At 67.4% G+C, this 24,183-nt stretch carries 14 protein-coding genes and 2 rRNA genes; 7 read left to right on the top strand and 9 right to left on the bottom strand.

Going from position 1 to position 24,183, the window contains the following annotated elements; all coding sequences use genetic code 11:
• Positions 1–24: 24 nt before the first annotated feature.
• From glpK to OG747_RS06355, 5 genes are all read right to left on the bottom strand, one after another.
• Positions 25–1,545 (bottom strand): glycerol kinase GlpK, encoded by a 1,521-nt coding sequence (gene glpK / locus OG747_RS06375; RefSeq protein ID WP_405878310.1) that lies wholly within the window; start codon positions 1,543–1,545, stop codon positions 25–27.
• Positions 1,546–1,587: 42 nt separating this feature from the next.
• Positions 1,588–2,328, bottom strand: a complete 741-nt coding sequence (locus OG747_RS06370; protein WP_405878309.1) for an MIP/aquaporin family protein — start codon at positions 2,326–2,328, stop codon at positions 1,588–1,590.
• A gap of 497 nt (positions 2,329–2,825) precedes the next feature.
• The gene (locus OG747_RS06365; protein WP_405878308.1) at positions 2,826–4,451 is read right to left on the bottom strand and encodes an EAL domain-containing protein; all 1,626 of its coding nucleotides are present in this window, start codon (positions 4,449–4,451) and stop codon (positions 2,826–2,828) included.
• 172 nt (positions 4,452–4,623) lie between these two features.
• A complete protein-coding gene (locus OG747_RS06360; protein WP_405878307.1) occupies positions 4,624–5,814 on the bottom strand; it encodes a lipid-transfer protein in 1,191 nt (396 codons plus the stop codon).
• Between the two features lie 28 nt (positions 5,815–5,842).
• Complete coding sequence (locus OG747_RS06355; protein WP_405885458.1) at positions 5,843–6,277, bottom strand: Zn-ribbon domain-containing OB-fold protein; 435 nt, start codon at positions 6,275–6,277, stop codon at positions 5,843–5,845.
• A gap of 293 nt (positions 6,278–6,570) precedes the next feature.
• Between OG747_RS06355 and OG747_RS06350 the strand changes: the two genes are divergently transcribed.
• Together OG747_RS06350 and OG747_RS06345 are read left to right on the top strand one after the other, a co-directional pair.
• The gene (locus OG747_RS06350) at positions 6,571–7,380 is read left to right on the top strand and encodes a M15 family metallopeptidase (protein WP_405878306.1); all 810 of its coding nucleotides are present in this window, start codon (positions 6,571–6,573) and stop codon (positions 7,378–7,380) included.
• Between the two features lie 128 nt (positions 7,381–7,508).
• Positions 7,509–8,045, top strand: a complete 537-nt coding sequence (locus tag OG747_RS06345) for an NUDIX domain-containing protein (protein ID WP_405878305.1) — start codon at positions 7,509–7,511, stop codon at positions 8,043–8,045.
• A gap of 28 nt (positions 8,046–8,073) precedes the next feature.
• Here the strand turns inward: OG747_RS06345 and OG747_RS06340 are convergent, their stop codons facing one another.
• Positions 8,074–10,440: a TIM-barrel domain-containing protein gene (locus OG747_RS06340; RefSeq protein ID WP_405878304.1), complete on the bottom strand. Its 2,367-nt coding sequence runs from the start codon at positions 10,438–10,440 to the stop codon at positions 8,074–8,076.
• A 204-nt stretch (positions 10,441–10,644) separates the two neighbouring features.
• Between OG747_RS06340 and OG747_RS06335 the strand changes: the two genes are divergently transcribed.
• Positions 10,645–12,612 carry an acetoacetate--CoA ligase gene (locus tag OG747_RS06335; protein ID WP_405878303.1) on the top strand — a complete coding sequence of 656 codons (1,968 nt, stop codon included), beginning with the start codon at positions 10,645–10,647 and terminating at the stop codon, positions 12,610–12,612.
• Here the strand turns inward: OG747_RS06335 and OG747_RS06330 are convergent, their stop codons facing one another.
• Complete coding sequence (locus OG747_RS06330; protein ID WP_405878302.1) at positions 12,613–13,932, bottom strand: aminotransferase class I/II-fold pyridoxal phosphate-dependent enzyme; 1,320 nt, start codon at positions 13,930–13,932, stop codon at positions 12,613–12,615. It lies immediately after the preceding gene.
• 112 nt (positions 13,933–14,044) lie between these two features.
• On the opposite strand from OG747_RS06330, the gene OG747_RS06325 reads away from it, so the two are divergent.
• Both OG747_RS06325 and OG747_RS06320 read left to right on the top strand, forming a co-directional pair.
• On the top strand, positions 14,045–15,253 hold the full coding sequence (locus OG747_RS06325) for an MFS transporter (RefSeq protein ID WP_405878301.1): 1,209 nt from the start codon (positions 14,045–14,047) through the stop codon (positions 15,251–15,253).
• Positions 15,254–15,275: 22 nt separating this feature from the next.
• Complete coding sequence (locus OG747_RS06320; protein WP_405878300.1) at positions 15,276–16,169, top strand: hypothetical protein; 894 nt, start codon at positions 15,276–15,278, stop codon at positions 16,167–16,169.
• A 77-nt stretch (positions 16,170–16,246) separates the two neighbouring features.
• Here the strand turns inward: OG747_RS06320 and ptsP are convergent, their stop codons facing one another.
• Together ptsP and OG747_RS06310 are read right to left on the bottom strand one after the other, a co-directional pair.
• Positions 16,247–17,917, bottom strand: coding sequence for a phosphoenolpyruvate--protein phosphotransferase (ptsP, locus tag OG747_RS06315; RefSeq protein ID WP_405878299.1), 1,671 nt, complete (start codon positions 17,915–17,917; stop codon positions 16,247–16,249).
• A gap of 83 nt (positions 17,918–18,000) precedes the next feature.
• On the bottom strand, positions 18,001–18,450 hold the full coding sequence (locus OG747_RS06310) for a PTS glucose transporter subunit IIA (protein ID WP_405878298.1): 450 nt from the start codon (positions 18,448–18,450) through the stop codon (positions 18,001–18,003).
• 686 nt (positions 18,451–19,136) lie between these two features.
• Between OG747_RS06310 and OG747_RS06305 the strand changes: the two genes are divergently transcribed.
• Positions 19,137–20,662: ribosomal RNA gene (locus tag OG747_RS06305) — 16S ribosomal RNA — on the top strand.
• 317 nt (positions 20,663–20,979) lie between these two features.
• A 23S ribosomal RNA gene (locus tag OG747_RS06300) occupies positions 20,980–24,102 on the top strand.
• Together the 16S and 23S rRNA genes form the textbook arrangement of a ribosomal RNA operon.
• Positions 24,103–24,183 lie beyond the last annotated feature (81 nt).

The following is a 24,183-nucleotide window of genomic DNA, read 5'->3' as shown; positions in this document are numbered from 1 at the left end:
GCACGCGCGCGTGGCCCCCCTGTTTCAGCTGACGTCGTCCTCGTGCCAGCCGAAGCTCTTCTCCACCGCCTTGCGCCAGTTGTGGTACTCGCGGTCGCGGACGGAGGCCTCCATGGACGGGGTCCACTCGACGTCCTTCTGCCAGTGCGACCTCAGCTCGTCGAGGTCGTTCCACACACCGGTGGCGAGCCCGGCCGCGTAGGCCGCGCCCAGACACGTCGTCTCGGAGACCTGGGGACGGATCACCGGCACCCCGAGGACATCCGCCTGGTGCTGCATCAGCAGATTGTTCTTGGTCATGCCGCCGTCCACCTTCAGGGTGGTGATCTGCACGCCGGAGTCCTGGAACATGGCGTCCACGACCTCGCGGGTCTGCCAGCTCGTCGCCTCCAGGACCGCGCGGGCGAGGTGTGCCTTAGTGACGTACCGCGTGAGGCCGGTGACGACACCGCGTGCGTCGGAGCGCCAGTAGGGCGCGAACAGGCCCGAGAACGCGGGCACGATGTACGCGCCGCCGTTGTCGTCGACGCTCGCCGCCAGCGTCTCGATCTCGTCGGCGCTGCGGATGATGCCGAGCTGGTCGCGGAACCACTGCACCAGCGCGCCGGTGATCGCGATCGACCCCTCCAGGCAGTAGACGGGCGCTTCGCTGCCGATCTTGTAGCCCATGGTCGTCAGCAGCCCGTTCTTCGAGGGAACGGGCCGGTTGCCGGTGTTGAGCAACAGGAAGCTGCCGGTGCCGTACGTGTTCTTGGCCGTGCCCACGTCGTAGCAGGCCTGCCCGAAGACCGCCGCCTGCTGGTCGCCGAGCGCCGAGGCGACCGGGACGCCCGCCAGCTGGCCCACGGCGGTGCCGTACACCTCGGCCGACGACCTGATCTCGGGCAGCACCGCTTCGGGGACGTTCATCGCGGAGAGGATGGCCGGGTCCCACTGGAGGGTCTCCAGGTTCATCAGCATGGTGCGCCCGGCGTTGGTGACGTCGGTGACGTGCCGGCCTCCGTCCGTGCCGCCGGTCAGGTTCCAGATCAGCCAGGAGTCGATGGTGCCGAAGGCGATCTCGCCGCGCTCCGCACGCGTGCGCAGCCCCGGCACGTTGTCGAGCAGCCAGGCCGCCTTGGGGCCGGAGAAGTAGCTGGCGAGAGGCAGCCCGGTCTGCTCGCGGAAGCGGTCCTGGCCGTCCGTGCCGCCCAGCTCGTTGCAGAGCGCGGAGGTCCGGGTGTCCTGCCAGACGATCGCGTTGTGCACGGGCTTGCCGGTGGCACGGTCCCACAGGACCGTCGTCTCGCGCTGGTTGGTGATGCCGAGCGCGCTCAGCTGGTCGGCGCGCAGTCCGGCCTTGGCGATCGCTCCCGCGACCACCGCCTGCACCTTGGACCAGATCTCGGTGGCGTCGTGTTCCACCCAGCCCGGCTTGGGGAAGATCTGGCGGTGCTCGCGCTGGTCGACGGCGACGATCGCGCCGTCCCGGTCGAAGATGATGCAGCGGCTGGAGGTGGTGCCCTGGTCGATTGCGGCGACGTACTTCTCGGCGTTCTCCGTCATGACGTCCCCTTACGTCTTCTTCTTCAGAAGGCTGCGTTCTCGTCAGAAGGCTGCGTTGTAGATCGCGGCCCCAATGGCGGCGCCGGCGATCGGGCCGACCACCGGGATCCAGGAGTAACTCCACTCCGAAGTACCCTTGTTGGGAATCGGCAGCAATGCGTGGGTGAGGCGCGGCCCCAGGTCACGGGCCGGGTTGATGGCGTACCCGGTGGGGCCGCCCAACGAGAGGCCGATACCGACCACGAGGAACGCGATGAGCTGGACGGGCAGTCCAGCGTCGCCGATCCCCGCCACGTGCTTGTGGCCTCCGACCATGGCCAGAATGGGCAGCATCAGGCCGACGGTGGCGATGATTTCGGTGATGAGGTTCTGCACAGGATTGTTGATCTCGGGCCGGGTCGAGAAGATGCCCAGCGTCTCGATGGCGTTGTCGTCGTCGGCGTTGAGGTTGAACTGGCCGAGATAGAGCAGCCAGCAGAGTATGGCTCCGATGACGGCGCCGGCGAACTGGCCCAGGATGTAGAAGGGTACGTCCTCCCACTTGGTCGAGCCTTCGATGGCGAAGCCGATCGTCACGGCCGGGTTGATCTGGCCGCCGGACAGCGGCGCCGCGGTGTACGCACCGGCGAGCACGCCGAAACCCCACCCGAACGCGATGACGACCCAGCCGGCGCCCTGCGCCTTGGACTTGTTGAGGGTGACCGCGGCGCAGACGCCCGTGCCGAACAGAATCAGAATCGCAGTGCCGATCAACTCGCCGACAAATATGTCGCCGTTGCTCATGGCGGCTCCTAGGCCTCGCCCGGAGCGGACCGCTCCGGGCCACCGTACGGGGTGCGTTTCCCATGGCTACTTCAGCCGAGGGCAGGGAGGTCCCGCGCCCCGCCCGGCGTCCGTGACTGGCGTGCCGTCGCAGCGGAATCGCCCGCGGGGACGGCCCTTGGAGCAGGTCGGAAACCCGAGCGGCGCGGTGCCTGGAGACGCCCGAATGCGGCGATGCCGACTGACATCCGGAAGTGTTCACCGGCGCCCAGGGGGCGTCAAGGTCGGCGACGGCAATGGTTGAGGGCCAGGAACGGGCCAAGATCGGTGCGCGACCGGGGACTGCGCGGCCCTCGGCGGCGGGCCGACCGACCCCTGAGCCCCGCCCGTCACGCTGGTACCCAGAGGGCCCGGACAGCCTGGTGGTTGGCCTCGGCCCGGTCGGCCGGTGAAGGCGGTCGGCGCGTGGCGTACGTCGGCGTGATCCGTCCAAAGGCCCAGCGCGCCTGTTCCTCCTCTCAGCCCGCCTGCGCCCGCGCCACGCCCGAACCGCGACGGACCTCATGGCCCGGCAGCCCCGCCCGGCCCAGCACCCAACTCGCCCCGTGCAGGGCCTTCGCGGCCTGCTTGAGCGGTGCCAGACAGGCGGCCGCCTGCCGGTGGTCGGTCACGCTGCCCGGCGCGCACAGGAGCGTGGCCAGCGACAGGGTGACGGTCCGTCCGCCCGCCGACCACGACGCGTCGAGCACCGAGCCGGCCAGCGGGTCGAGGGCGTCCGGGTCTGCGAGGACGAGGAAGTCGTCGCCGCCGATGTGTCCCACGCGGGTCGCTCCGGACGCCGCGTGCTGCAGCGCCCGCCCGACCGCGCGGATCAGTTCGTCGCCCGCCGCGAACCCCGCTCCGTCGTTGACCTGCTTGAAGTGGTCGACGTCGAGCCAACTGAGCGCGAACATCCGGCCGTCGGCGATCCGTCGGTCCACCTCTCCGGTGATCGCGTCCGAACCGGGCAGCCGTGTCAGCGGGTTGAGCCCCGCCGCCTCCTCGACCCGGCTCTCGGAGAGCGCGCGTACGAGATCGGCAAGGCGTACGGCCCCCACACACCGCCCGTAGTGGTCGACGACGGCGACATCGTCGGACGTACGGTCCCGCTCGCCGTCCGCCACCACGTCGAGAACCTCCCACGCGGTGGCGTCCACGCCGACCGTACGCGGCGGATCGCCGAGCTTGGCGGCAGGCCGGTCGGCGTACAGCGCATGCCCGTACGGTCCCGACATCGACAGCAGGAACCGTGACCGGTGCACCGACCGGACCGGTATCCCGGAGGGGTCCACGAGCAGCACCCCGGACACGTCGGGCGAGCCGGTGAGCAGCGCCCGCACCTGACCCGCGGACGCTGTGGCGGGCAGCAGCGCGGCGGGTCGCACGAACTGCCGTACCGACGGCCCCGACCGGGGAATCGTCGCGACGCCGGGGGAGATGGTCGGAACGTATACGTCCGCCGCAGGCAGCCGAGCGGGTGGCGCGAACAGCTCGCCCTGCGCCAACTGCGCGCCCGCCGACGCCGCGGCCGCGCACTGCGACTCCGTCTCGACGCCCTCCACGGACAGCAGTGCGCCCAACTGCTCGCACAGCGTCCGCATCGCCCGAACCGCCGCAGGGCGTGTCAGCAGGGACACATCGAGCTTCACCAGCTCGGGAGCGAGGTCCGTGAGCAGCCGCAGGGGTACGTCGCCGTCGCCCACCCCGTCCGCGCAGATCCGGAAGCCCTCGCCCCGCAAGGCGGCCACCGCCTCCAGCAGGGCGTGCTGCGGCACATGGGTGTACGGCGGACCGACGTCGACCGTCACCTCCCACGGCTGCCGCCCGGCCGCACGCACGGCGTCGCGCAGTGCCGCGAGTCCACCCAGATCGGCCAGCGTCCCGGCGAACACATTTACGTGCAGCGGCAGCATCGTCTCCCTGCGGGCCGCCGCGCGGATGGCCAACGCCGCCAGCCGGCCGTCGAGTTCGGGGTCACGGCGGGCCTGTGCCAGGATGTCACCGGCCTCCGGACGGGCGAGTATCTCCAGCGCCGCAACCCCTCCGGTCGTCAGATTGACGACCGGCTGGAACGCGAAGCGGACAGTATCCGTCCAGGAGGGCACGAAAGCATCCTGGCGCCGCCCGCGCACGCCTGGGCGCGATTCATGAGCTGTTCACGCAGCATTCCGAGGTCGTCACACGGAGTGCGGACGTTCGCCTTGGCGGGCGTCCGCGGACGGCGAGCGTCGCCGGGCAGTGCAGCTGCCGACCCAGTACACGCGGCCGACTGCCGACTCAGTGGACGGCGATGACCGACGATCCGTGTCCGAACAGCCCCTGGTTCGCGGTGATCCCCACCCGCGCCCCCGCGACCTGCCGGTCTCCCGCCTGGCCCCGTAGCTGCCAAGTCAGCTCGCACACCTGGGCTATCGCCTGCGCCGGAACAGCCTCCCCGAAGGAGGCCAGTCCGCCGCTGACGTTCACCGGTATACGCCCGCCGAGCGCCGTGGCGCCTTTTTGCAACAGCTTCACCGCCTCGCCCTCCCCGCACAGCCCCAGGTCCTCGTACCACTGCAACTCCAGCGCAGTGGACAGGTCGTACACCTCGGCGAGCGAGAGGTCCTCGGGACCGATGCCCGCTTCCTCGTACGCCGCCCGCGCGATCGAGGCCCGGAAGGTGTCGGCCGCGGGCTCCACCGCGACCGCGGAGTCCGTGGCGATGTCCGGCAGATCGAGCACGGTGTTGGGGTAGCGCGGCGTCACCGTCGACACTGCGCGGATTCGCACGGGATCCACTGCCCCGTGTCGTCGCGCGAACTCCATGCTCGACAGCACGAGGGCCGCACCGCCGTCGGAAGTGGCGCAGATGTCGAGCAGCCGTAGGGGATCGGCAACGACGGCGGAGCCCGCCACCTCCTCGGCGGTGACCCTCTTCCGGTACCGCGCGTTCGGATTCAGTGCCCCCAGGGCGGCGTTTTTCACCTTGACCTGTGCGAAGTCCTCCGGAGTGTCCCCGTGCACCGCCATCCGCCGCCGCGCGTACAGCCCGAAGTACGTCGGATTCGTCGCCCCGAGGACCCTGAACCGCAACCAGTCGGGATCGTCCGGCCGGTCCCCGCTCGCCGGACGGAAGAACCCCTTGGGCGCCGCGTCCGCGCCCACCACCAGCACCACGTCCGCCAGGCCCGAAAGAATCTGCGCGCGCGCCGTGTTGATGGCCTGCGCCCCCGACGCGCACGCCGCGTACACGCTCGCCACCCGCGCCCCCTGCCAGCCCAGCGCTTTCGCGAACGTCGCCCCCGCCACGTATCCCGGATAGCCGCCGCGCACGGTGTCCGCGCCCACGACCGAGCAGACGTCCCGCCAGTCGACCCCCGCGTCGGCCAGCGCCGAGCGCGCCGCCACGACCCCGTACTCGACGAAGCTGCGTCCCCATTTGCCCCACGGGTGCATGCCCGCGCCGAGCACCGCCACCTCGCCGCTCATGCCTTTACCCCCGTGCGCCCCATGTCCTTCATGCCGTCACCCCCGTCACCCCGGTCGGCCGCCAGTGCCACGTCGTCCAGGTCGTCTCCGCATCCTCGTTCAGCACACCGCAGACGACCTCCACCTCCATGCCCACCGCCAGGTCGGCGACGGTGATCCCGGGAACCGTCCGACCCAGTACGACGATCCGCTCGGATTCCAGCTCCACAGCGATCAACGCGTGGGGTTCCCACGAGAGTTCCGGATCGGTCACATACGGTGACGGCGGCCGGTACCTGCTGTCCGTGTACGACCAGACGCGGCCGTACCGGGACAGCGGCACCTCGGTCAGTTCGCCGCCGTGGCAGCCCGGGTTGCGGCAGAAGGCGTCCTCGCGAGGGAAGAAGACCGAGGCGCATGCCGAACAGCGCGTGCCGAGAAGGCGGAAGTCGTCCCCGTCCCCGGCGAACCATCCGGTGACCACGGGTGTGCGTGTACGCGACAAGACCCCTCCATAATGCCGGATCTGACGGAACGTCAGAAGTGTGCCACGGGCATCGGGAAATGGGCAGCGCGATGGGGAGAACCGCACAGGCCTGCCGGGCGTCGGAGTATCGGGAGGGGCGGCCGGGGCCCACGGGGGTGGTTCCGGCCGTCCCTCCGGGTATGGCTCTCGCGGGTCCCTCCGAGGAGCCCGCCGGGATCCGTCCCTCGATGACCTTCGGCCGTATGCGATCCCTTCCCTGGTGGAACCCGCACCTGATAGATGCAGGGGACATGACACGACTCTCCGCCGCTGTGCGCGGCCTGGTGACCACGCTCGCCGCCTTACTGGCCGTGACCGCCGCTTCCGCCACAGCTCGGGCGACACCCGAGCCGAAGGCCCCCGAAGACTTCGTGGCCCTGAGATCCGTGGACCCGACGATCATCCAGGAGATGCGCTACTACACGCCACACAACTTCGTGGGCGAGCGCATCGACGGTTACCGGCAGCCGATCTGCATCCTGACCCGACCCGCCGCCGAAGCCCTCCACAAGGCTCAAGTGACATTGCTGAACAAGGGCTACACCCTCAAGGTGTACGACTGTTACCGGCCGCAGCGCGCCGTCGACCACTTCGTCCGCTGGGCCGAGGACCTCGACGACCAGAGGACGAAGTCCGAGTTCTATCCGCAGGTCGACAAGATCCGTCTGTTCGAGGACGGTTACATCGCCGAGAAGTCCGGACACAGCCGAGGCTCGACGATGGACCTCACGATCGTCAGGTTGCCGGCGAAGCCGACCAGGCCGTACGTCCCCGGAGAGCCCCTCGTGTCCTGCTACGCGCCCCAGGACGAGCGCTTCCCCGACAACTCCGTGGACATGGGCACCGGCTTCGACTGCTTCGACACCCTCGCCCACACCCTGGACCCGCGCATCCAGGGCCCGCAGCGCGCCAACCGGCTGCTCCTGAAGAGCACCCTCGAAGACCTCGGATTCGTCAACCTCGCCGAGGAGTGGTGGCACTACACGTACAAGCCCGAGCCGTACCCGGACACCTACTTCGACTTCCCGGTGTCCAAGAAGTCACTGACTTCGTCCCGCTGAGCCGGGCCGGCCCGCCCCGTGACGACGGGGCGGGCCAACATCGAGAGAGGCACCCCAGGAGGCGCCTGGAATCGCACCCGATAAGGCACCTGAAGACGCGCCCGGAGTGATCGGCTACAGTCCGCGGCGTGTCCGCACCCCCGCACCCACCCGCCGACTTCGCGCCGGACTCGCACTGTTCGAGCTGCGGAGCACCCTACGGAGAGGGCATCTCCCGCTGGCCCCGCACCTGCGCCGCGTGTGGAACCGTGGCCTACCGCAATCCGCTGCCGGTCGCGGTGGCCCTGCAGCCCGTGTACGACGACAGGGGCACCGCCCTGGTCGTCATCACCCGGACCATCGCCCCCGCGCGCGGAGGCATCGCGCTGCCCGGAGGGTTCATCGACCACCGGGAGGACTGGCGGCACGCCGTAGTCCGGGAACTCAAGGAGGAGACGGGCATCGACGCGGCGAACCGCGAGGTGCGGCTCGCCGACGCGATGAGCTCTCCCGCCGGTCATCTGCTGCTCTTCGGGCTCCTCCCGGAGCGCCCCGCCGCCGAACTCCCGCCCTCCGCCGCCACGGACGAGACCGACGGCTGGCACCTGCTGCACAGGCCGACCGAACTGGCCTTCCCACTGCACACCGTGGCGGTGCGGGCATGGTTCGAGGGACGGTACGTCTGAGGGACCCCGCGGGGCCCTCAGGGCCTCGTCACGGCGTCCCGAGCCCCCGGACCCGGACCGGATACCCCGGCTCACCGGGGCCGCCCTCTCCGTCCCGTCGCACGACCACGTGCTGCCCCTCCCAGCGCGACACATAGCGTTCGGCCTCCGGCTCGTCCCAGCCGTCGCCCCCGTCCGGCACAGCGAGCCCACCCCCGACCCGCCCGCGCACCGGAGCCCACACCTCCAGCTCCAGTCCGCCGTCCTCGCCCCGAACGGGCACCACGGAACCCGCGCGCGCCAGCACCGGAATCCGCGACAAGGGGGCATCGAGCAACACCTGGGCCGGCCCCTCGTACGCCTCCTCGGTGACCGTGTCGTACCAACGCCCGCGCGGCAACTGCACCGCACGCCGGTCGGCCCCATGGTCCAGCACCGGCGCCACGAGGAGACAGTCGCCCAGCATGAAGGCGTCCTCACAGTCGCGCAGCGCCCGGTCCTCGGGCGCGCCCCACCACACGGGGCGCACGTACGGTGCGCCGGTGCGGCGCGCCAGATGCGCCAGCGTCATGAAGTACGGAAGCAGCCGCCTCCGCTCGACGAGCGCCACGCGCGCGTGCTCCAGGACGCCGTCGCCGAACTCCCAGGGCTCCCTGCGTCCCGCCCGCAGACTCGCGTGCGTACGGAACAGCGGGAGATATGCGCCGAGCTGGAACCACCGCAGATACAGCTCGGGCGAGGGGCTTCCGTCGAAGCCGCCCACATCCGGCCCCGAGTACGGCACCCCGCACAGCCCGAGTCCCATCACCAGCGACAGCGACGCCCGCAATCCCGGCCAGCCCGTGGCCACGTCCCCGGACCAGGTCCCCCCGTAGCGCTGCATTCCGGCCCATCCGGAGCGCGAGAAGAGGAACGGCCGCTCCTGGGGAGTCAGTTCACGCAGGCCCTCGTACGCGGCGCGGGCCATGCCGAGGGCGTACACGTTGTGCGCCTCACGATGGTCACCGCCGCGGCCCTCCAAGGAGTGCCGCGCCGACCGCGGCAGCGTCGACTCCCCGAACGCGGTGAACGACGTCGGCTCGTTCATGTCGTGCCAGAACCCCGCGAACCCCTGCGCCAGCCGCTCCTTGTAGAGGCCGCCCCACCACTCACGCACGCGCGCGTGGGTGAAGTCCGGATAGACCGACTCTCCGGGCCACACGACACCCCGCACCAGCCGTCCCGAGGCATCCCGTACGAAGGCGTCCCCGGCGAGGCCACCGTCGTACACCACGTTGCCCGGCTCGGCCTTGACCGCCGGGTCGATGATCGACACCAGCCGGATGCCGTCGCGGCGCAGCTCCTCGGCGAGCACCGGCAGCTTCGGGAAGTGCTCCCGGTCGACCGTGAACACCTGGTGCGCGTCGTAGTGGTCGATGTCCAGATGGACCGCGTCGAGCGGCAGACCGCGGTCCTGATAGCCCGCGACGACCCGCCGCACCTCCTGCTCGCTGCCGAAGCCCCAGCGCGCGTGATGGTGCCCCAGGGCCCACCTGGGCGGCAGCGCGGGCGCCCCGGTGAGCGAGGCCCAGGTGTGCAGCACGCGCGCGGGGGTGCCCACCATCACCCAGCAGCGCAGCGGGCCGCCGTCCATCCTCAGCTCGCACGTCCCGGCCCGGTCGTGCCCCGAGCCCGCGCCCTCCTCGCCCTCGCGCAAGGTGACCTTGCCGTCCCAGGAGGTGTCGTGGAACACGAGGTGCGTGCCCGCGTCGGCGACCACCATCTGCACAGGCATCGTGACGTACAGCGGATCGTCGTCGGGCGTGAAGGCACGTCCGGGATCCGTGTTCCACAGCCGGTACGACCCGTCGCGCAGCCGGGGTCCCGCCGCACGCCCGCCCAGGCCGAAGAACCGTGCGTCGGCGGCCACTTCGGAGCGCTGCATCCACCGCGCGCCGCCTCCGCCGACCGGCTCCCACCAACGGGGCGGCAGATCGCGTCGCAGGATCACGCCACCGGGGGTGCGCACCTCGACGGCGCCGTGCCGCGAGACGACGACCGTCACCCGTTCGGCCACGACCCGCCAGCCACCGTCCTTGTCCGGCTCCAGAACGGCCCGCGGGTCCGGCTCCGGGCAACGGCCCGCGAGCGCGTACGACGGCTCCGGACCGGCGCCGTCCCAGCCCCAGAACACGGCCCCGCTCACCGTGACCGTGATCCGCAACTCGGACCGCGCGAACCGGACGACACCGCCCCCGGGCCCCGGCTCCACGCCCTGCACGGGGCCCGGCACCCGCGCGCGCTCGGCGCCCCGCCGTGGCAACCCGGCGGCGTCGGCACGCCTCCTTCGCCATGCGGCCCGCACGGTGAGCAACCCCTGGGCCGCCCCCGTCGAACCGACTGTCTTCACCGAACGCACCAGGTCACGACCGTCCATGCTGCTCAGCCTGCCATTGCCTGCGCCAAATGAGTGAGTCGTTCAACTGCCGTTCACCCGTGGTGGGGGCACATCTTCACGCCGGCGACCATCTGTGGCGCACCCTGGTGCGGGAGTCGATCACATGACATCGTCCGTGTCAGCCGCGTGACGCGCACACTCCGTCTCGTGCGCGACCGACGCCCACAGTCCGGGAGCCGCCCCATGTCCACCGCGAACCCCTCACCGCTCTGGCAGCCCACCGAGGAACGCATCGCCCAGGCGCAGGTCACAAAGTTCCAGGCCTGGGCGGCCGAGCACCACGGAGCCCCGTCCGGCGGTGGCTACGCGGCGTTGCATCGTTGGTCGGTACGGGAACTGGACACGTTCTGGAAAGCCGTCACCGAGTGGTTCGACGTACGGTTTTCGACCCCCTACACGCGCGTGCTCGGCGACCGCACGATGCCCGGCGCCGCATGGTTTCCCGGGGCGACCCTGAACTACGCCGAACACGCCCTGCGCGCGGCCGAGACCCGCACGGACGAACCGGCACTCCTGTATGTCGACGAGACCCATGAGCCGACCCCGGTGAGCTGGTCCGAGCTGCGCCGCCAGGTCGGTTCCCTGGCCGCCGAGCTGCGGGCCCTCGGTGTACGCCCGGGAGACCGCGTCAGCGGCTATCTCCCGAACGTTCCGCAGGCCGTGGTCGCCCTGCTCGCCACGGCCGCCGTCGGAGCCGTGTGGACGTCCTGCGCCCCTGATTTCGGCGCACGCAGCGTCCTCGACCGCTTCCAGCAGGTCGAACCCGTCGTGCTCTTCACCGTCGACGGTTACCGCTACGGCGGCAAGGAGCACGACCGCCGGGACGTGGTCGCAGAGCTGCGCCGCGAACTGCCGACCCTGCGCGCCGTCGTGCACATCCCGCTGCTCGGCACCGAGGCTCCCGAAGGCGCCCTGGACTGGTCGACCCTGACCTCCGCGGACGTGGCGCCGGTCTTCGAGCAGGTCCCCTTCGACCACCCCTTGTGGGTGCTCTACTCCTCCGGCACGACCGGCCTCCCCAAGGCCATCGTCCAGTCCCAGGGCGGCATCCTCGTCGAGCACCTCAAGCAGCTGGGCCTGCACTGCGACCTGGGCCCCGAGGACCGCTTCTTCTGGTACACGTCCACCGGCTGGATGATGTGGAACTTCCTCGTCTCAGGCCTGCTCACGGGCACCACGATCGTCCTGTACGACGGCAGCCCCGGCTACCCGGACACGGGCGCCCAGTGGCGCATCGCCGAACGCACGGGAGCGACCCTCTTCGGCACGTCCGCCGCGTACGTCATGGCGTGCCGCAAGGCAGGCGTTCACCCTTCCCGCGACTTCGACCTCGCGCGCATGCAGTGCGTCGCGACCACCGGCTCCCCCCTGCCGCCCGACGGCTTCCGCTGGCTGCACGACGAGGTCCGCGGCGACCTGTGGATCGCCTCCGTCAGCGGCGGCACCGATGTGTGCTCCTGCTTCGCGGGCGCGGTGCCCACGCTCCCGGTGTACATCGGCGAGCTCCAGGCCGCCGGTCTCGGCACCGACCTCCAGTCCTGGGACCCCAGCGGCAAACCCCTCACCGACGAAGTCGGCGAGCTGGTGGTCACCAACCCGATGCCATCCATGCCCATCCGCTTCTGGAACGACCCTGACGGCAGCCGCTACCACGACAGCTACTTCGACACCTATCCCGGCGTCTGGCGCCACGGCGACTGGATCACCGTCACCTCGCGCGGCTCCGTCGTCATCCACGGCCGCTCCGACTCCACGCTCAACCGCCAAGGCGTGCGCATGGGGTCGGCCGACATCTACGAAGCCGTCGAACGCCTCCCCGAGATCAAGGAGTCGCTCGTCATCGGCATCGAAGAGCCCGACGGCGGCTACTGGATGCCCCTCTTCGTGCACCTCGCCCCCGGAGCCTCACTCGACGAGGCCCTCCTGAACCGCATCAAACAGACCATCCGCGAACAGCTCTCACCGCGCCACGTCCCTGACGAGGTCATCGAGGTCCCAGGAGTCCCGCACACTCTCACGGGCAAACGCATCGAGGTCCCGGTCAAGCGCCTGCTCCAGGGAGCCCCCTTGGAGAAGGCCGTCAACGTCGGTTCCGTGGACAACGTCGAACTGCTGCGCTTCTACGAAGAACTGGCCCGCAAGCGCGGCTGATCAGCCTCCGTAGGTGGCCTCGGACTCGCCGAGCACGGCAGCGAAGTCCGAGGCCAGGCGCACCGCGTCGGCGGGTTCGAGTTCCGCGACCGAGATCCGTACCCCGGGCCCGCAAGCGAGCCGGAACCGCGCACCCGCCGCGACCCACCATCCATACGACCGCAGCCCGTTGACGACGGCCGACTCGTCCCGCACCGGTACCCAGACGTTCATTCCGCTCACGGCATGGGCCTCGATGCCACGCTTCGCCAGCTCGCGGTGGAGCGTCTTCCGCCGCAGCGCGTAGGTCGCCTGAGCGTGTGCGACCAACGCGCGCGTGCCGTCGTCCGTCATCAGCCCGAACACCGTCTCCTGAAGCAGATGACTGACCCAGCCGGAGGTGAGCAGCATCCGGCCGTCGTGCCGGGCCAGTGTCGTCGGATCGCAGGCCGCCGCGGCCCACCGCAGGTCGGTCCCCAGGAACTTGCTCACGGTCCGTACATGCACCCAGCGCGCAAGGCCGCCCGCGGTCAACGTATGAAGGGCCGCATCTGCGACGGCGGAGGCGTGGTCGTTCTCCATGACCAGTACATCGGCCTCTTCGCGCAGCACGTCGACCAGCGCGTCCCGGCGCTCCGCCGAGAAACATCCGCCGTACGGATTCTGCGCCCGCGGACTCGACACCACCGCTCGTACACCGGCCCGCAGCGCACCCCGTAGCGCCTCGGGGCGCATCCCCTGGTCGTCCACGGCGACCGGAACCGTACGCAGTCCCAGCGCTGTGACCAGGTCCAGCAGATGGTGATAACCGGGGTCCTCCATGGCGACGGCGTCGCCGGGCCGCAACTCCACCGACAGCAGCCGCCCGATCAGATCCAGCGCGCCGTGCGCGAACGTCACGTGGTCCGTCGGCACACCGTCCGGCCCCAGCCATTCGCGCACCGCGTCCTCCAGCCGCGCCAGACGGGGCGTGCTGCGGTGCGACCGCGCGCCGGGGGAGAGGCGTGAAGGCGGCACCAAGTGCGGAAGCAGCTCCGGGTCGGGATGCCCACCCGCCAAGTCGTGCAGCCCGTCCGGCACTTTCGGGGGCCGTCGCGACGCCACCGCGGGAGCCGCGGCGACCACGGTCCCGCCACGCCCACGCGTCACGACGATTCCGCGTCGCCGCAGTTCCTTGTACGCCGTCGCGACCGTACCCGGACTCACCTCGAGCTCGTCTGCGAGTCTGCGCACCGGAGGCAGCGCCGCTCCCGGCCCCAACGCACCTTCGGCCACGCCCCGTTCGACGGACGAGGCAATCCCCTTGGCCGTCGTACCACTGATCCCATATTGTGTTGCCACGTTACCAAGTATGTATCAATACATAAGTGAAAAGCAAGGGGGAAGAGTGGGACCGATCCGCCGAGCAGCCGCATGGTCGACACGCATTCCAGGAGGCCCCGACGGCCGAAGAATGCTTTGGATCGCCCTCGTCGACCGGAGCGGCAGCGGCCTGTGGGCGTCCGTCTCGGTTCTGTACTTCATCTACGTCACCGGCCTGTCCGTGGCACAGGTCGGCACCCTCGCCGCGGTTTCGGGAGCCATCGGAATCGCCGGCGCACCGCTCGGCGGCCGCATCGCCGACCGCCTGCCCCTCACCCGCGTCCTCATCGCCCTACAAATCGTGCGGGCCCTGGCCTCCCTCGCACTGCTCACCACCGACAACTACGGCCTGCTGCTGACCTTCTCCGCCGTCGGCAGCCTCGGCGACCGCGCCGCCAACGTCCTCACCAAGCTGTACGCCACCCGCGTCTCGGGACCGGACCGAGTGCGCTACCAGGCCGTCAGCCGGACCGCCGCCAATGCCGGCTGGGCCCTGGGCGGCCTCGCCGCCGCGGCGGCGCTCACCGTCGGCACCACCACCGCCTACCAATGGCTTCTGGCAGGTGACGCCCTCTCGTTCGTCGCCGCCGCCCTCCTCACCGTCCGCTGCGCCGAACCACCGTCCCCCACCCGCGTGATCGCCACATCGAAGGACCCAACCCCTACGACGAAGCCGCACAATCCCTGGCGCGACCGCACCTACCTCGCGTATGTCGCCACCGAGATCGTCCTCTTCCTCGATGACGCTGTGTTCAAGGTCGGCCTGCCGCTGTGGATCGCCCATTCCGGCCACGCACCGCACGGCCTCGCCCCGCTCCTCATGGTCCTCAACAATGTGATGGTCGTGGCCCTTCAGGTCCCGCTGGCGCGCTTCGGCACCACGACGGCCGCGGCGCGCACCCTGCTGCTCCCGCTCTCCGCCGCTTTCGCGCTCGGCGGCGTCACCATGGCGCTCTCGGCCACGGGCGGACCCGTCACCGCCACCCTGTTCCTCACGGCCTCGGCTGTCGCCTTCACCACGGCCGAGATGCTGCACGCCACCGTCTCCTGGGAACTCTCCGTCGCTCTCGCACCGGGCACGGCCCTGGGTGCCTACCTCGGCGTCCACGGACTGGCACAGTCCGCGCAGCGCAGCATCGGACCACTCGCCGTCACCGCTGCCATCGCGGCGGGCCCCCTCGGCTGGACCCTCTTCGGCGCGACTGTCGCCGTGACCTGCATGTTCCAGCGCCGCTTGGTGCGGAATCACCTCGACCGCACCGCGTTGTCAGTGCCGCCAGTTACTGTGAGTGAGCATTGATCGACTGCGCACAGGGGGAAAGATGGCGCACACCAAGCACCACACCATGCGACGTGTCCTGCGCCGTGAAATCGTCGGCACCATCGGTCTGCTGACCGACGAGCACGATTTCAGGGCGATGCGGCGTTATCGCACCTTCACCTTCGACGACCACACGATCTACCTCCAGCAGGTGGAATCCCTGCTCAGGAACCTGGCGGCTGAGGGCAGCCACACCACGGTGGCGCTCTTCGACCCCGAAGAGTACGCGGAGTTCTGCGCCCACAGCGGCCTGGAACCCGACGCCGCCGCCAGCCGCACACGCTTCATCGCCGAACTGGCCGCCACGGGCCCCACCGTTCCGTACGAGGGACAGCCCCTCGCCGAACTCGTCCCCGACCTCGTCGACGAAGCCGTCCGTAAGGCGACCTGGGAGTACGCGACCACACTCCTGGCCCGCATCGGCAACTGCGCATCCTGCGGAGAGGACATCGGACGGGCATCCTTCGCGCGCGCCTCTCACCTGCTCACCCGCGTCCTCGACACCGCGAGCCCCGGCGAGCGACATCTCGTGTGCAGCGTCTCGACGGCACCCGAAACACTCGTCGCCGTCCTGCGGGCCGACGACGACGCCGAGGGCACGATCCGCCTCGACGAGTCGGAGGCCCTCGAATTCACCACCGTCCTGGCCCTCGGCCTCGCCACCGGTAGCGCGGGAGGACTCGTCATGCGCACCACGGCCCCCGATGCCACCGACCGTGTGTACGGATGGCGTCTGCGCGGAGAAGGCCTTGCGCCCCTCACCGCCGGCGAGGTCTTCGACGCCTATTGCACCGATGCCGCATCGGGAGACCTCGTCTCCCCGGAATCAGGCGTCGACTACTGCGTACCACCCGATCTCGGAACCGAAGGAGAGTCGACGGGCCACACGCACTGAACGCGCTGAACGCGAAGGGGCGCCCCACCCGCAGGTGGAGCGCCCCTGGGCAACCGCCGCTCGGCGAACCGCTCCGGCTACTCGCCGGACAGCACCGCCTGAGCCGCTGTGCGCGCCTCCTCGGCCGTGTCCGCGGCACGCGCGGCCGCCGCGGCACGCTCACACTGCGCCAGCGTGTACTTGGCGAGCGTCGCCCGGACGTAGGGAATCGACGCGGCACCCATCGACAGGGAGGTGACACCCAGACCGGTCAGCACACACGCGAGCAGCGGGTCGGAGGCGGCTTCACCGCAGACGCCACAGCTCTTGCCCTCGGCCTTCGCAGCATCCGCGGACATGGCGACCAGGTCGAGCAGCGCGGGCTGCCACGGATCCTGCAGCCGGGACACCGCGCCCACCTGCCGGTCGGCGGCGAAGGTGTACTGCGCGAGGTCGTTGGTCCCCAGGGACAGGAACTCGACCTCCTGCAGGATCGACCGCGCGCGGAGCGCCGCCGAAGGTATCTCCACCATCGCGCCGAACTTCGCCCGCAGCCCGGCGTCACGGCACGCTTCCGCGAACGCCTTGGCGTCCGTGCGGTCCGCGACCATCGGAGCCATCACTTCGAGGTAGACAGGCAGTCCCTCCGAAGCCTTCGCGAGCGCCGTCAGCTGCGTGCGCAGTACGTCGGGGTGGTCGAGCAGCGTGCGCAGACCCCGCACACCCAGTGCCGGGTTCGGCTCGTCGGCCGGAGTAAGGAAGTCGAGCGGCTTGTCGGCGCCCGCGTCCAGCACACGCACCACGACACGCCCCTCGGGGAACGCCTCGAGCACCTGCCGGTATGCCTCGACCTGCTTCTCCTCGGACGGTGCCTGCTTGCTGTCGTCCAGGAAGAGGAACTCGGTACGGAAGAGACCGACGCCCTCGGCCCCGGCCTCGACGGCGGCAGGTACATCGGCGGGACCGCCGACATTGGCCAGCAGCGGCACCTTGTGTCCGTCGGAGGTGGCACCGGGGCCGGTCGAGGAGGACAGCGCCGCCTTCCGCTCCGCCGCCGCGGCCTCCAGCTGGGCCCGCTTCTCAGCGCTCGGCTGCACGAAGATTTCACCGGTGCTGCCGTCCACGGCGATCACCGTGCCCTCAGCGAGCTCACCGGCGCCGGGGAGTGCGACGACAGCGGGCACTCCCAGCGCCCGCGCCAGAATCGCGCTGTGGCTGGTCGGCCCGCCCTCTTCCGTGACAAAACCGAGGACGAGAGTGGGGTCGAGCAGCGCCGTGTCCGCGGGAGCAAGGTCACGAGCAATAAGAACGTACGGTTCGTCGCTGTCCGGGACACCCGGCATGGGCACCCCGAGCAGCCGGGCGACGATACGGTTCCGCACGTCGTCGAGGTCGGCCACGCGGCCGGCGAGATACTCACCGGCACCCGCCAGCAGCGCACGGTAGGAGGCGAACGCGTCGTAGACCGCGCGCTCGGCCGTGCTGCCGACCGCGATGCGTCGTTCCACGTCCGCCATCAGCTCGGGGTCCTGGGCCATCATGGCCTGCGCCTCGAGCACCGCCTGGGCTTCGCCCCCCGCCAGATTGCCGCGCGCCATCAAGTCGGCCGCCACAGCCTCGACGGCTTGGCGGGCGCGCCCCTGTTCGCGCTTCGCGTCCTCCGCCGGGATCTGCTTGGCAGGCGGTTCAAGAACCGCCGTCCCCATGTGCCGAACCTCGCCGATCGCCACACCGTGGCTCACGCCGACGCCTCGCAGCGTTGTCTCCATCTCACCCGTCTCCGATTGTGCGGCGGGACCCGCCGCCGCGGTGGTTTTCGAACGTGCCGTCTACGACGGCAGTGCTGTAGGCGTCACTGCCAGTTGAAGAGCGTGTCGCCGGCCTTCATGTCGCCGTCCTCGCGGAGATCGGAAAGGGAGTCGGCCGTCGCCTCGAGCGCCACGATCGGGCAGATCGGGGACTTTCCGGCCTGCTCGATGGCAGCCGGGTTCCAGCGCACCACCGCCTGACCGCGGGCTACGGTGTCACCCTTATTGACGAGCAGCTCGAAGCCCTCGCCGTTGAGCTGCACGGTGTCGATACCCAGATGCGTGAGCACGCCGTGGCCCTCTCCGTCGACGACGACGAAGGCATGGGGATGGAGCGAGACAATCACTCCGTCCACGGGGGCAACAGCCTCCGAAGGCTCACGCACGGGGTCGATCGCCGTGCCGGGGCCTACCATCGCCCCGGAGAAGACGGGATCTGGTACCGCGGCGAGTCCGATGGCACGTCCTGCAAGAGGGGACGTCACGGTGGTCATGGGAAGCCTCCAGGGGTGGAGATTCATATGGGCCGCCACTGCCTGTCCCGGACGGCGCACTGTTGAGCAGGGTATGTCATATGAACTACCGGTTCCGCATGAGAGGGCCCGGTCGGCGGCCCTGGAGCACCACGCAAACGATTTGCGCGCGCTCCAAACCCCCATGTAGAGTCGTACCCCTGCTTGAGGCCGAGTGACGCGACCAAGCGTGCTTGCCTGGCAGCACCCAACTTGTCAGATCCTATCTCGGGGTCTGGTTCTGCATGTCCGCAGAGCCGTGGTCAGAGAGACGGAAAATCGCTGATAGTGTTTGGACCGCCGGAAAGGGAAAAGCGAAAGCGGGAACCTGGAAAGCGCCGAGGAAATCGGATCGGGAAACGGTCTGATAGAGTCGGAAACGCAAGAACGAAGCAAGACCGAAGGGAAGCGCCCGGAGGAAAGCCTGAGAGAGTCTCTCGGGTGAGTACAAAGGAAGCGTCCGTTCCTTGAGAACTCAACAGCGTGCCAAAAATCAACGCCAGATATGTTGATACCCCGTCTCCGGCCGATCGGCTGGGACGTGGTTCCTTTGAAAAAGTCCTGCCGGGCACTGCCTGGCAGGCGCACAGCGAGGACGCTGTGAACCGTGGGGATTATTCCTCCCCTTGGTTCCGCTCTCGTGGTGTCGTCCCGATTACGGGAGAACATTCACGGAGAGTTTGATCCTGGCTCAGGACGAACGCTGGCGGCGTGCTTAACACATGCAAGTCGAACGATGAAGCCCTTCGGGGTGGATTAGTGGCGAACGGGTGAGTAACACGTGGGCAATCTGCCCTTCACTCTGGGACAAGCCCTGGAAACGGGGTCTAATACCGGATAATACCTGCCTGGGCATCTGGGTGGGTTAAAAGCTCCGGCGGTGAAGGATGAGCCCGCGGCCTATCAGCTTGTTGGTGAGGTAGTGGCTCACCAAGGCGACGACGGGTAGCCGGCCTGAGAGGGCGACCGGCCACACTGGGACTGAGACACGGCCCAGACTCCTACGGGAGGCAGCAGTGGGGAATATTGCACAATGGGCGAAAGCCTGATGCAGCGACGCCGCGTGAGGGATGACGGCCTTCGGGTTGTAAACCTCTTTCAGCAGGGAAGAAGCGAGAGTGACGGTACCTGCAGAAGAAGCGCCGGCTAACTACGTGCCAGCAGCCGCGGTAATACGTAGGGCGCAAGCGTTGTCCGGAATTATTGGGCGTAAAGAGCTCGTAGGCGGCTTGTCACGTCGGGTGTGAAAGCCCGGGGCTTAACCCCGGGTCTGCATTCGATACGGGCTAGCTAGAGTGTGGTAGGGGAGATCGGAATTCCTGGTGTAGCGGTGAAATGCGCAGATATCAGGAGGAACACCGGTGGCGAAGGCGGATCTCTGGGCCATTACTGACGCTGAGGAGCGAAAGCGTGGGGAGCGAACAGGATTAGATACCCTGGTAGTCCACGCCGTAAACGGTGGGAACTAGGTGTTGGCGACATTCCACGTCGTCGGTGCCGCAGCTAACGCATTAAGTTCCCCGCCTGGGGAGTACGGCCGCAAGGCTAAAACTCAAAGGAATTGACGGGGGCCCGCACAAGCAGCGGAGCATGTGGCTTAATTCGACGCAACGCGAAGAACCTTACCAAGGCTTGACATACACCGGAAACGGCCAGAGATGGTCGCCCCCTTGTGGTCGGTGTACAGGTGGTGCATGGCTGTCGTCAGCTCGTGTCGTGAGATGTTGGGTTAAGTCCCGCAACGAGCGCAACCCTTGTTCTGTGTTGCCAGCATGCCCTTCGGGGTGATGGGGACTCACAGGAGACTGCCGGGGTCAACTCGGAGGAAGGTGGGGACGACGTCAAGTCATCATGCCCCTTATGTCTTGGGCTGCACACGTGCTACAATGGCAGGTACAATGAGCTGCGAAGCCGTGAGGCGGAGCGAATCTCAAAAAGCCTGTCTCAGTTCGGATTGGGGTCTGCAACTCGACCCCATGAAGTCGGAGTTGCTAGTAATCGCAGATCAGCATTGCTGCGGTGAATACGTTCCCGGGCCTTGTACACACCGCCCGTCACGTCACGAAAGTCGGTAACACCCGAAGCCGGTGGCCCAACCCCTTGTGGGAGGGAGCTGTCGAAGGTGGGACTGGCGATTGGGACGAAGTCGTAACAAGGTAGCCGTACCGGAAGGTGCGGCTGGATCACCTCCTTTCTAAGGAGCACTTCTTACCGATCCCTCCGGGGTGAGGTCAGAGGCCAGTACATCAGCGAATGTCTGATGCTGGTTGCTCATGGGTGGAACGTTGATTATTCGGCCGGGTTCACGGGTCGGAGGCTGCAAGTACTGCTCTTAGGAGTGTGGAACGCATGATCTCCGGACGGGATCGGGTCGGGCACGCTGTTGGGTGTCTGAAGGTACGGCCGATTTTGGCTGCCTTCAGTGCCGGCCCCAGTGAACTCCGGTGGTAACCGGGGGTGATGGGTGGTTGGTCGTTGTTTGAGAACTGCACAGTGGACGCGAGCATCTGTGGCCAAGTTTTTAAGGGCGCACGGTGGATGCCTTGGCACCAGGAACCGATGAAGGACGTGGGAGGCCACGATAGTCCCCGGGGAGTCGTCAACCAGGCTTTGATCCGGGGGTTTCCGAATGGGGAAACCCGGCAGTCGTCATGGGCTGTCACCCTTGCCTGAACACATAGGGCAAGTGGAGGGAACGCGGGGAAGTGAAACATCTCAGTACCCGCAGGAAGAGAAAACAACCGTGATTCCGGGAGTAGTGGCGAGCGAAACTGGATGAGGCCAAACCATATGCGTGTGAGACCCGGCAGGGGTTGCGTATGTGGGGTTGTGGGATTTCTCTTTCACGGTCTGCCGGCCGTGAGACGAGTCAGAAACCGTTGATGTAGGCGAAGGACATGCGAAAGGTCCGGCGTAGAGGGTAAGACCCCCGTAGTCGAAACGTCAACGGCTCGTTTGAGAAACACCCAAGTAGCACGGGGCCCGAGAAATCCCGTGTGAATCTGGCGGGACCACCCGCTAAGCCTAAATATTCCCTGGTGACCGATAGCGGATAGTACCGTGAGGGAATGGTGAAAAGTACCGCGGGAGCGGAGTGAAATAGTACCTGAAACCGTGTGCCTACAAGCCGTGGGAGCGTCGGACATCAAGCTTGCTTGGTGTCTCGTGACTGCGTGCCTTTTGAAGAATGAGCCTGCGAGTTTGCGGTGTGTTGCGAGGTTAACCCGTGTGGGGAAGCCGTAGCGAAAGCGAGTCCGAATAGGGCGGTTTAGTAGCGCGCTCAAGACCCGAAGCGGAGTGATCTAGCCATGGGCAGGTTGAAGCGGCTGTAAGAGGTCGTGGAGGACCGAACCCACCAGGGTTGAAAACCTGGGGGATGACCTGTGGTTAGGGGTGAAAGGCCAATCAAACTCCGTGATAGCTGGTTCTCCCCGAAATGCATTTAGGTGCAGCGTCGTGTGTTTCTTGCCGGAGGTAGAGCACTGGATAGGCGATGGGCCCTACCGGGTTACTGACCTTAGCCAAACTCCGAATGCCGGTAAGTGAGAGCGCGGCAGTGAGACTGTGGGGGATAAGCTCCATGGTCGAGAGGGAAACAGCCCAGAGCATCGACTAAGGCCCCTAAGCGTACGCTAAGTGGGAAAGGATGTGGAGTCGCAGAGACAACCAGGAGGTTGGCTTAGAAGCAGCCACCCTTGAAAGAGTGCGTAATAGCTCACTGGTCTAGTGATTCCGCGCCGACAATGTAGCGGGGCTCAAGCGTACCGCCGAAGTCGTGTCATTGCAGCTATAGGGCCAACGCCTGCTGTGATGGGTAGGGGAGCGTCGTGTGCCGGGTGAAGCCGCGCCGGAAGGCAGTGGTGGACGGTTCACGAGTGAGAATGCAGGCATGAGTAGCGATACACACGTGAGAAACGTGTGCGCCGATTGACTAAGGGTTCCTGGGTCAAGCTGATCTGCCCAGGGTAAGTCGGGACCTAAGGCGAGGCCGACAGGCGTAGTCGATGGATAACCGGTTGATATTCCGGTACCCGCTGTGAAGCGTCAAACATTGAACCAGGCGATGCTAAGTCCGTGAAGCCGTCCCGGAGCCTTCGGGCAAAGGGGAGTGGTGGAGCCGACGGACCAGACCTGTAGTAGGTGAGTGATGGGGTGACGCAGGAAGGTAGTCCATCCCGGGCGGTGGTTGTCCCGGGGTAAGGGTGTAGGCCGTGCGATAGGCAAATCCGTCGCACATCAAGGCTGAGACCTGATGCCGAGCCGATTGTGGTGAAGTGGATGATCCTATGCTGTCGAGAAAAGCCTCTAGCGAGTTTCATGGCGGCCCGTACCCTAAACCGACTCAGGTGGTCAGGTAGAGAATACCGAGGCGTTCGGGTGAACTATGGTTAAGGAACTCGGCAAAATGCCCCCGTAACTTCGGGAGAAGGGGGGCCATCACCGGTGATGAGTCTTGCACTCTGAGCTGGGGGTGGCCGCAGAGACCAGCGAGAAGCGACTGTTTACTAAAAACACAGGTCCGTGCGAAGCCGTAAGGCGATGTATACGGACTGACGCCTGCCCGGTGCTGGAACGTTAAGGGGACCGGTTAGTCACTCTTCGGGGTGGCGAAGCTGAGAACTTAAGCGCCAGTAAACGGCGGTGGTAACTATAACCATCCTAAGGTAGCGAAATTCCTTGTCGGGTAAGTTCCGACCTGCACGAATGGCGTAACGACTTCTCGACTGTCTCAACCATAGGCCCGGTGAAATTGCACTACGAGTAAAGATGCTCGTTTCGCGCAGCAGGACGGAAAGACCCCGGGACCTTTACTACAGTTTGATATTGGTGTTCGGTTCGGCTTGTGTAGGATAGGTGGGAGACTTTGAAGCGGCAGCGCCAGCTGTTGTGGAGTCGTCGTTGAAATACCACTCTGGTCGTGCTGGATGTCTAACCTGGGTCCGTGATCCGGATCAGGGACAGTGTCTGATGGGTAGTTTAACTGGGGCGGTTGCCTCCTAAAGAGTAACGGAGGCGCCCAAAGGTTCCCTCAGCCTGGTTGGTAATCAGGTGTTGAGTGTAAGTGCACAAGGGAGCTTGACTGTGAGACCGACGGGTCGAGCAGGGACGAAAGTCGGGACTAGTGATCCGGCGGTGGCTTGTGGAAGCGCCGTCGCTCAACGGATAAAAGGTACCCCGGGGATAACAGGCTGATCTTCCCCAAGAGTCCATATCGACGGGATGGTTTGGCACCTCGATGTCGGCTCGTCGCATCCTGGGGCTGGAGTCGGTCCCAAGGGTTGGGCTGTTCGCCCATTAAAGCGGTACGCGAGCTGGGTTTAGAACGTCGTGAGACAGTTCGGTCCCTATCCGCTGTGCGCGTAGGAATATTGAGAAGGGCTGTCCCTAGTACGAGAGGACCGGGACGGACGAACCTCTGGTGTGCCAGTTGTCCTGCCAAGGGCATGGCTGGTTGGCTACGTTCGGGAGGGATAACCGCTGAAAGCATCTAAGCGGGAAGCCTGCTTCGAGATGAGTATTCCCACCCCCTTGAGGGGTTAAGGCTCCCAGTAGACGACTGGGTTGATAGGCCAGATCTGGAAGGCGGGTAACCGCTGGAGGTGACTGGTACTAATAGGCCGAGGGCTTGTCCTCAGTTGCTCGCGTCCACTGTGTTGGTTCTGAAACCACGAACAACCCCATGCCCTGGGCCACTGGGTATGGTGCGGTAGTTAC

This window comes from Streptomyces sp. NBC_01384 (assembly GCF_045040035.1).
Taxonomy (GTDB): Bacteria; Actinomycetota; Actinomycetes; order Streptomycetales; family Streptomycetaceae; genus Streptomyces.
This window is presented reverse-complemented; position numbering and strand designations above follow the sequence as displayed.

Excerpts from the sequence above, each read along its gene's own strand:
- glpK (WP_405878310.1), bottom strand. The coding sequence starts at position 1,545 with ATGACGGAGAACGCCGAGAAGTACGTCGCCGCAATCGACCAGGGCACC.
- OG747_RS06325 (WP_405878301.1), top strand. The coding sequence starts at position 14,045 with ATGCTTTGGATCGCCCTCGTCGACCGGAGCGGCAGCGGCCTGTGGGCG.
- OG747_RS06360 (WP_405878307.1), bottom strand. The coding sequence starts at position 5,814 with ATGAGCGGCGAGGTGGCGGTGCTCGGCGCGGGCATGCACCCGTGGGGC.
- OG747_RS06310 (WP_405878298.1), bottom strand. The coding sequence starts at position 18,450 with ATGACCACCGTGACGTCCCCTCTTGCAGGACGTGCCATCGGACTCGCC.
- OG747_RS06370 (WP_405878309.1), bottom strand. The coding sequence starts at position 2,328 with ATGAGCAACGGCGACATATTTGTCGGCGAGTTGATCGGCACTGCGATT.
- OG747_RS06350 (WP_405878306.1), top strand. The coding sequence starts at position 6,571 with ATGACACGACTCTCCGCCGCTGTGCGCGGCCTGGTGACCACGCTCGCC.
- OG747_RS06320 (WP_405878300.1), top strand. The coding sequence starts at position 15,276 with ATGGCGCACACCAAGCACCACACCATGCGACGTGTCCTGCGCCGTGAA.
- ptsP (WP_405878299.1), bottom strand. The coding sequence starts at position 17,917 with ATGGAGACAACGCTGCGAGGCGTCGGCGTGAGCCACGGTGTGGCGATC.
- OG747_RS06335 (WP_405878303.1), top strand. The coding sequence starts at position 10,645 with ATGTCCACCGCGAACCCCTCACCGCTCTGGCAGCCCACCGAGGAACGC.
- OG747_RS06340 (WP_405878304.1), bottom strand. The coding sequence starts at position 10,440 with ATGGACGGTCGTGACCTGGTGCGTTCGGTGAAGACAGTCGGTTCGACG.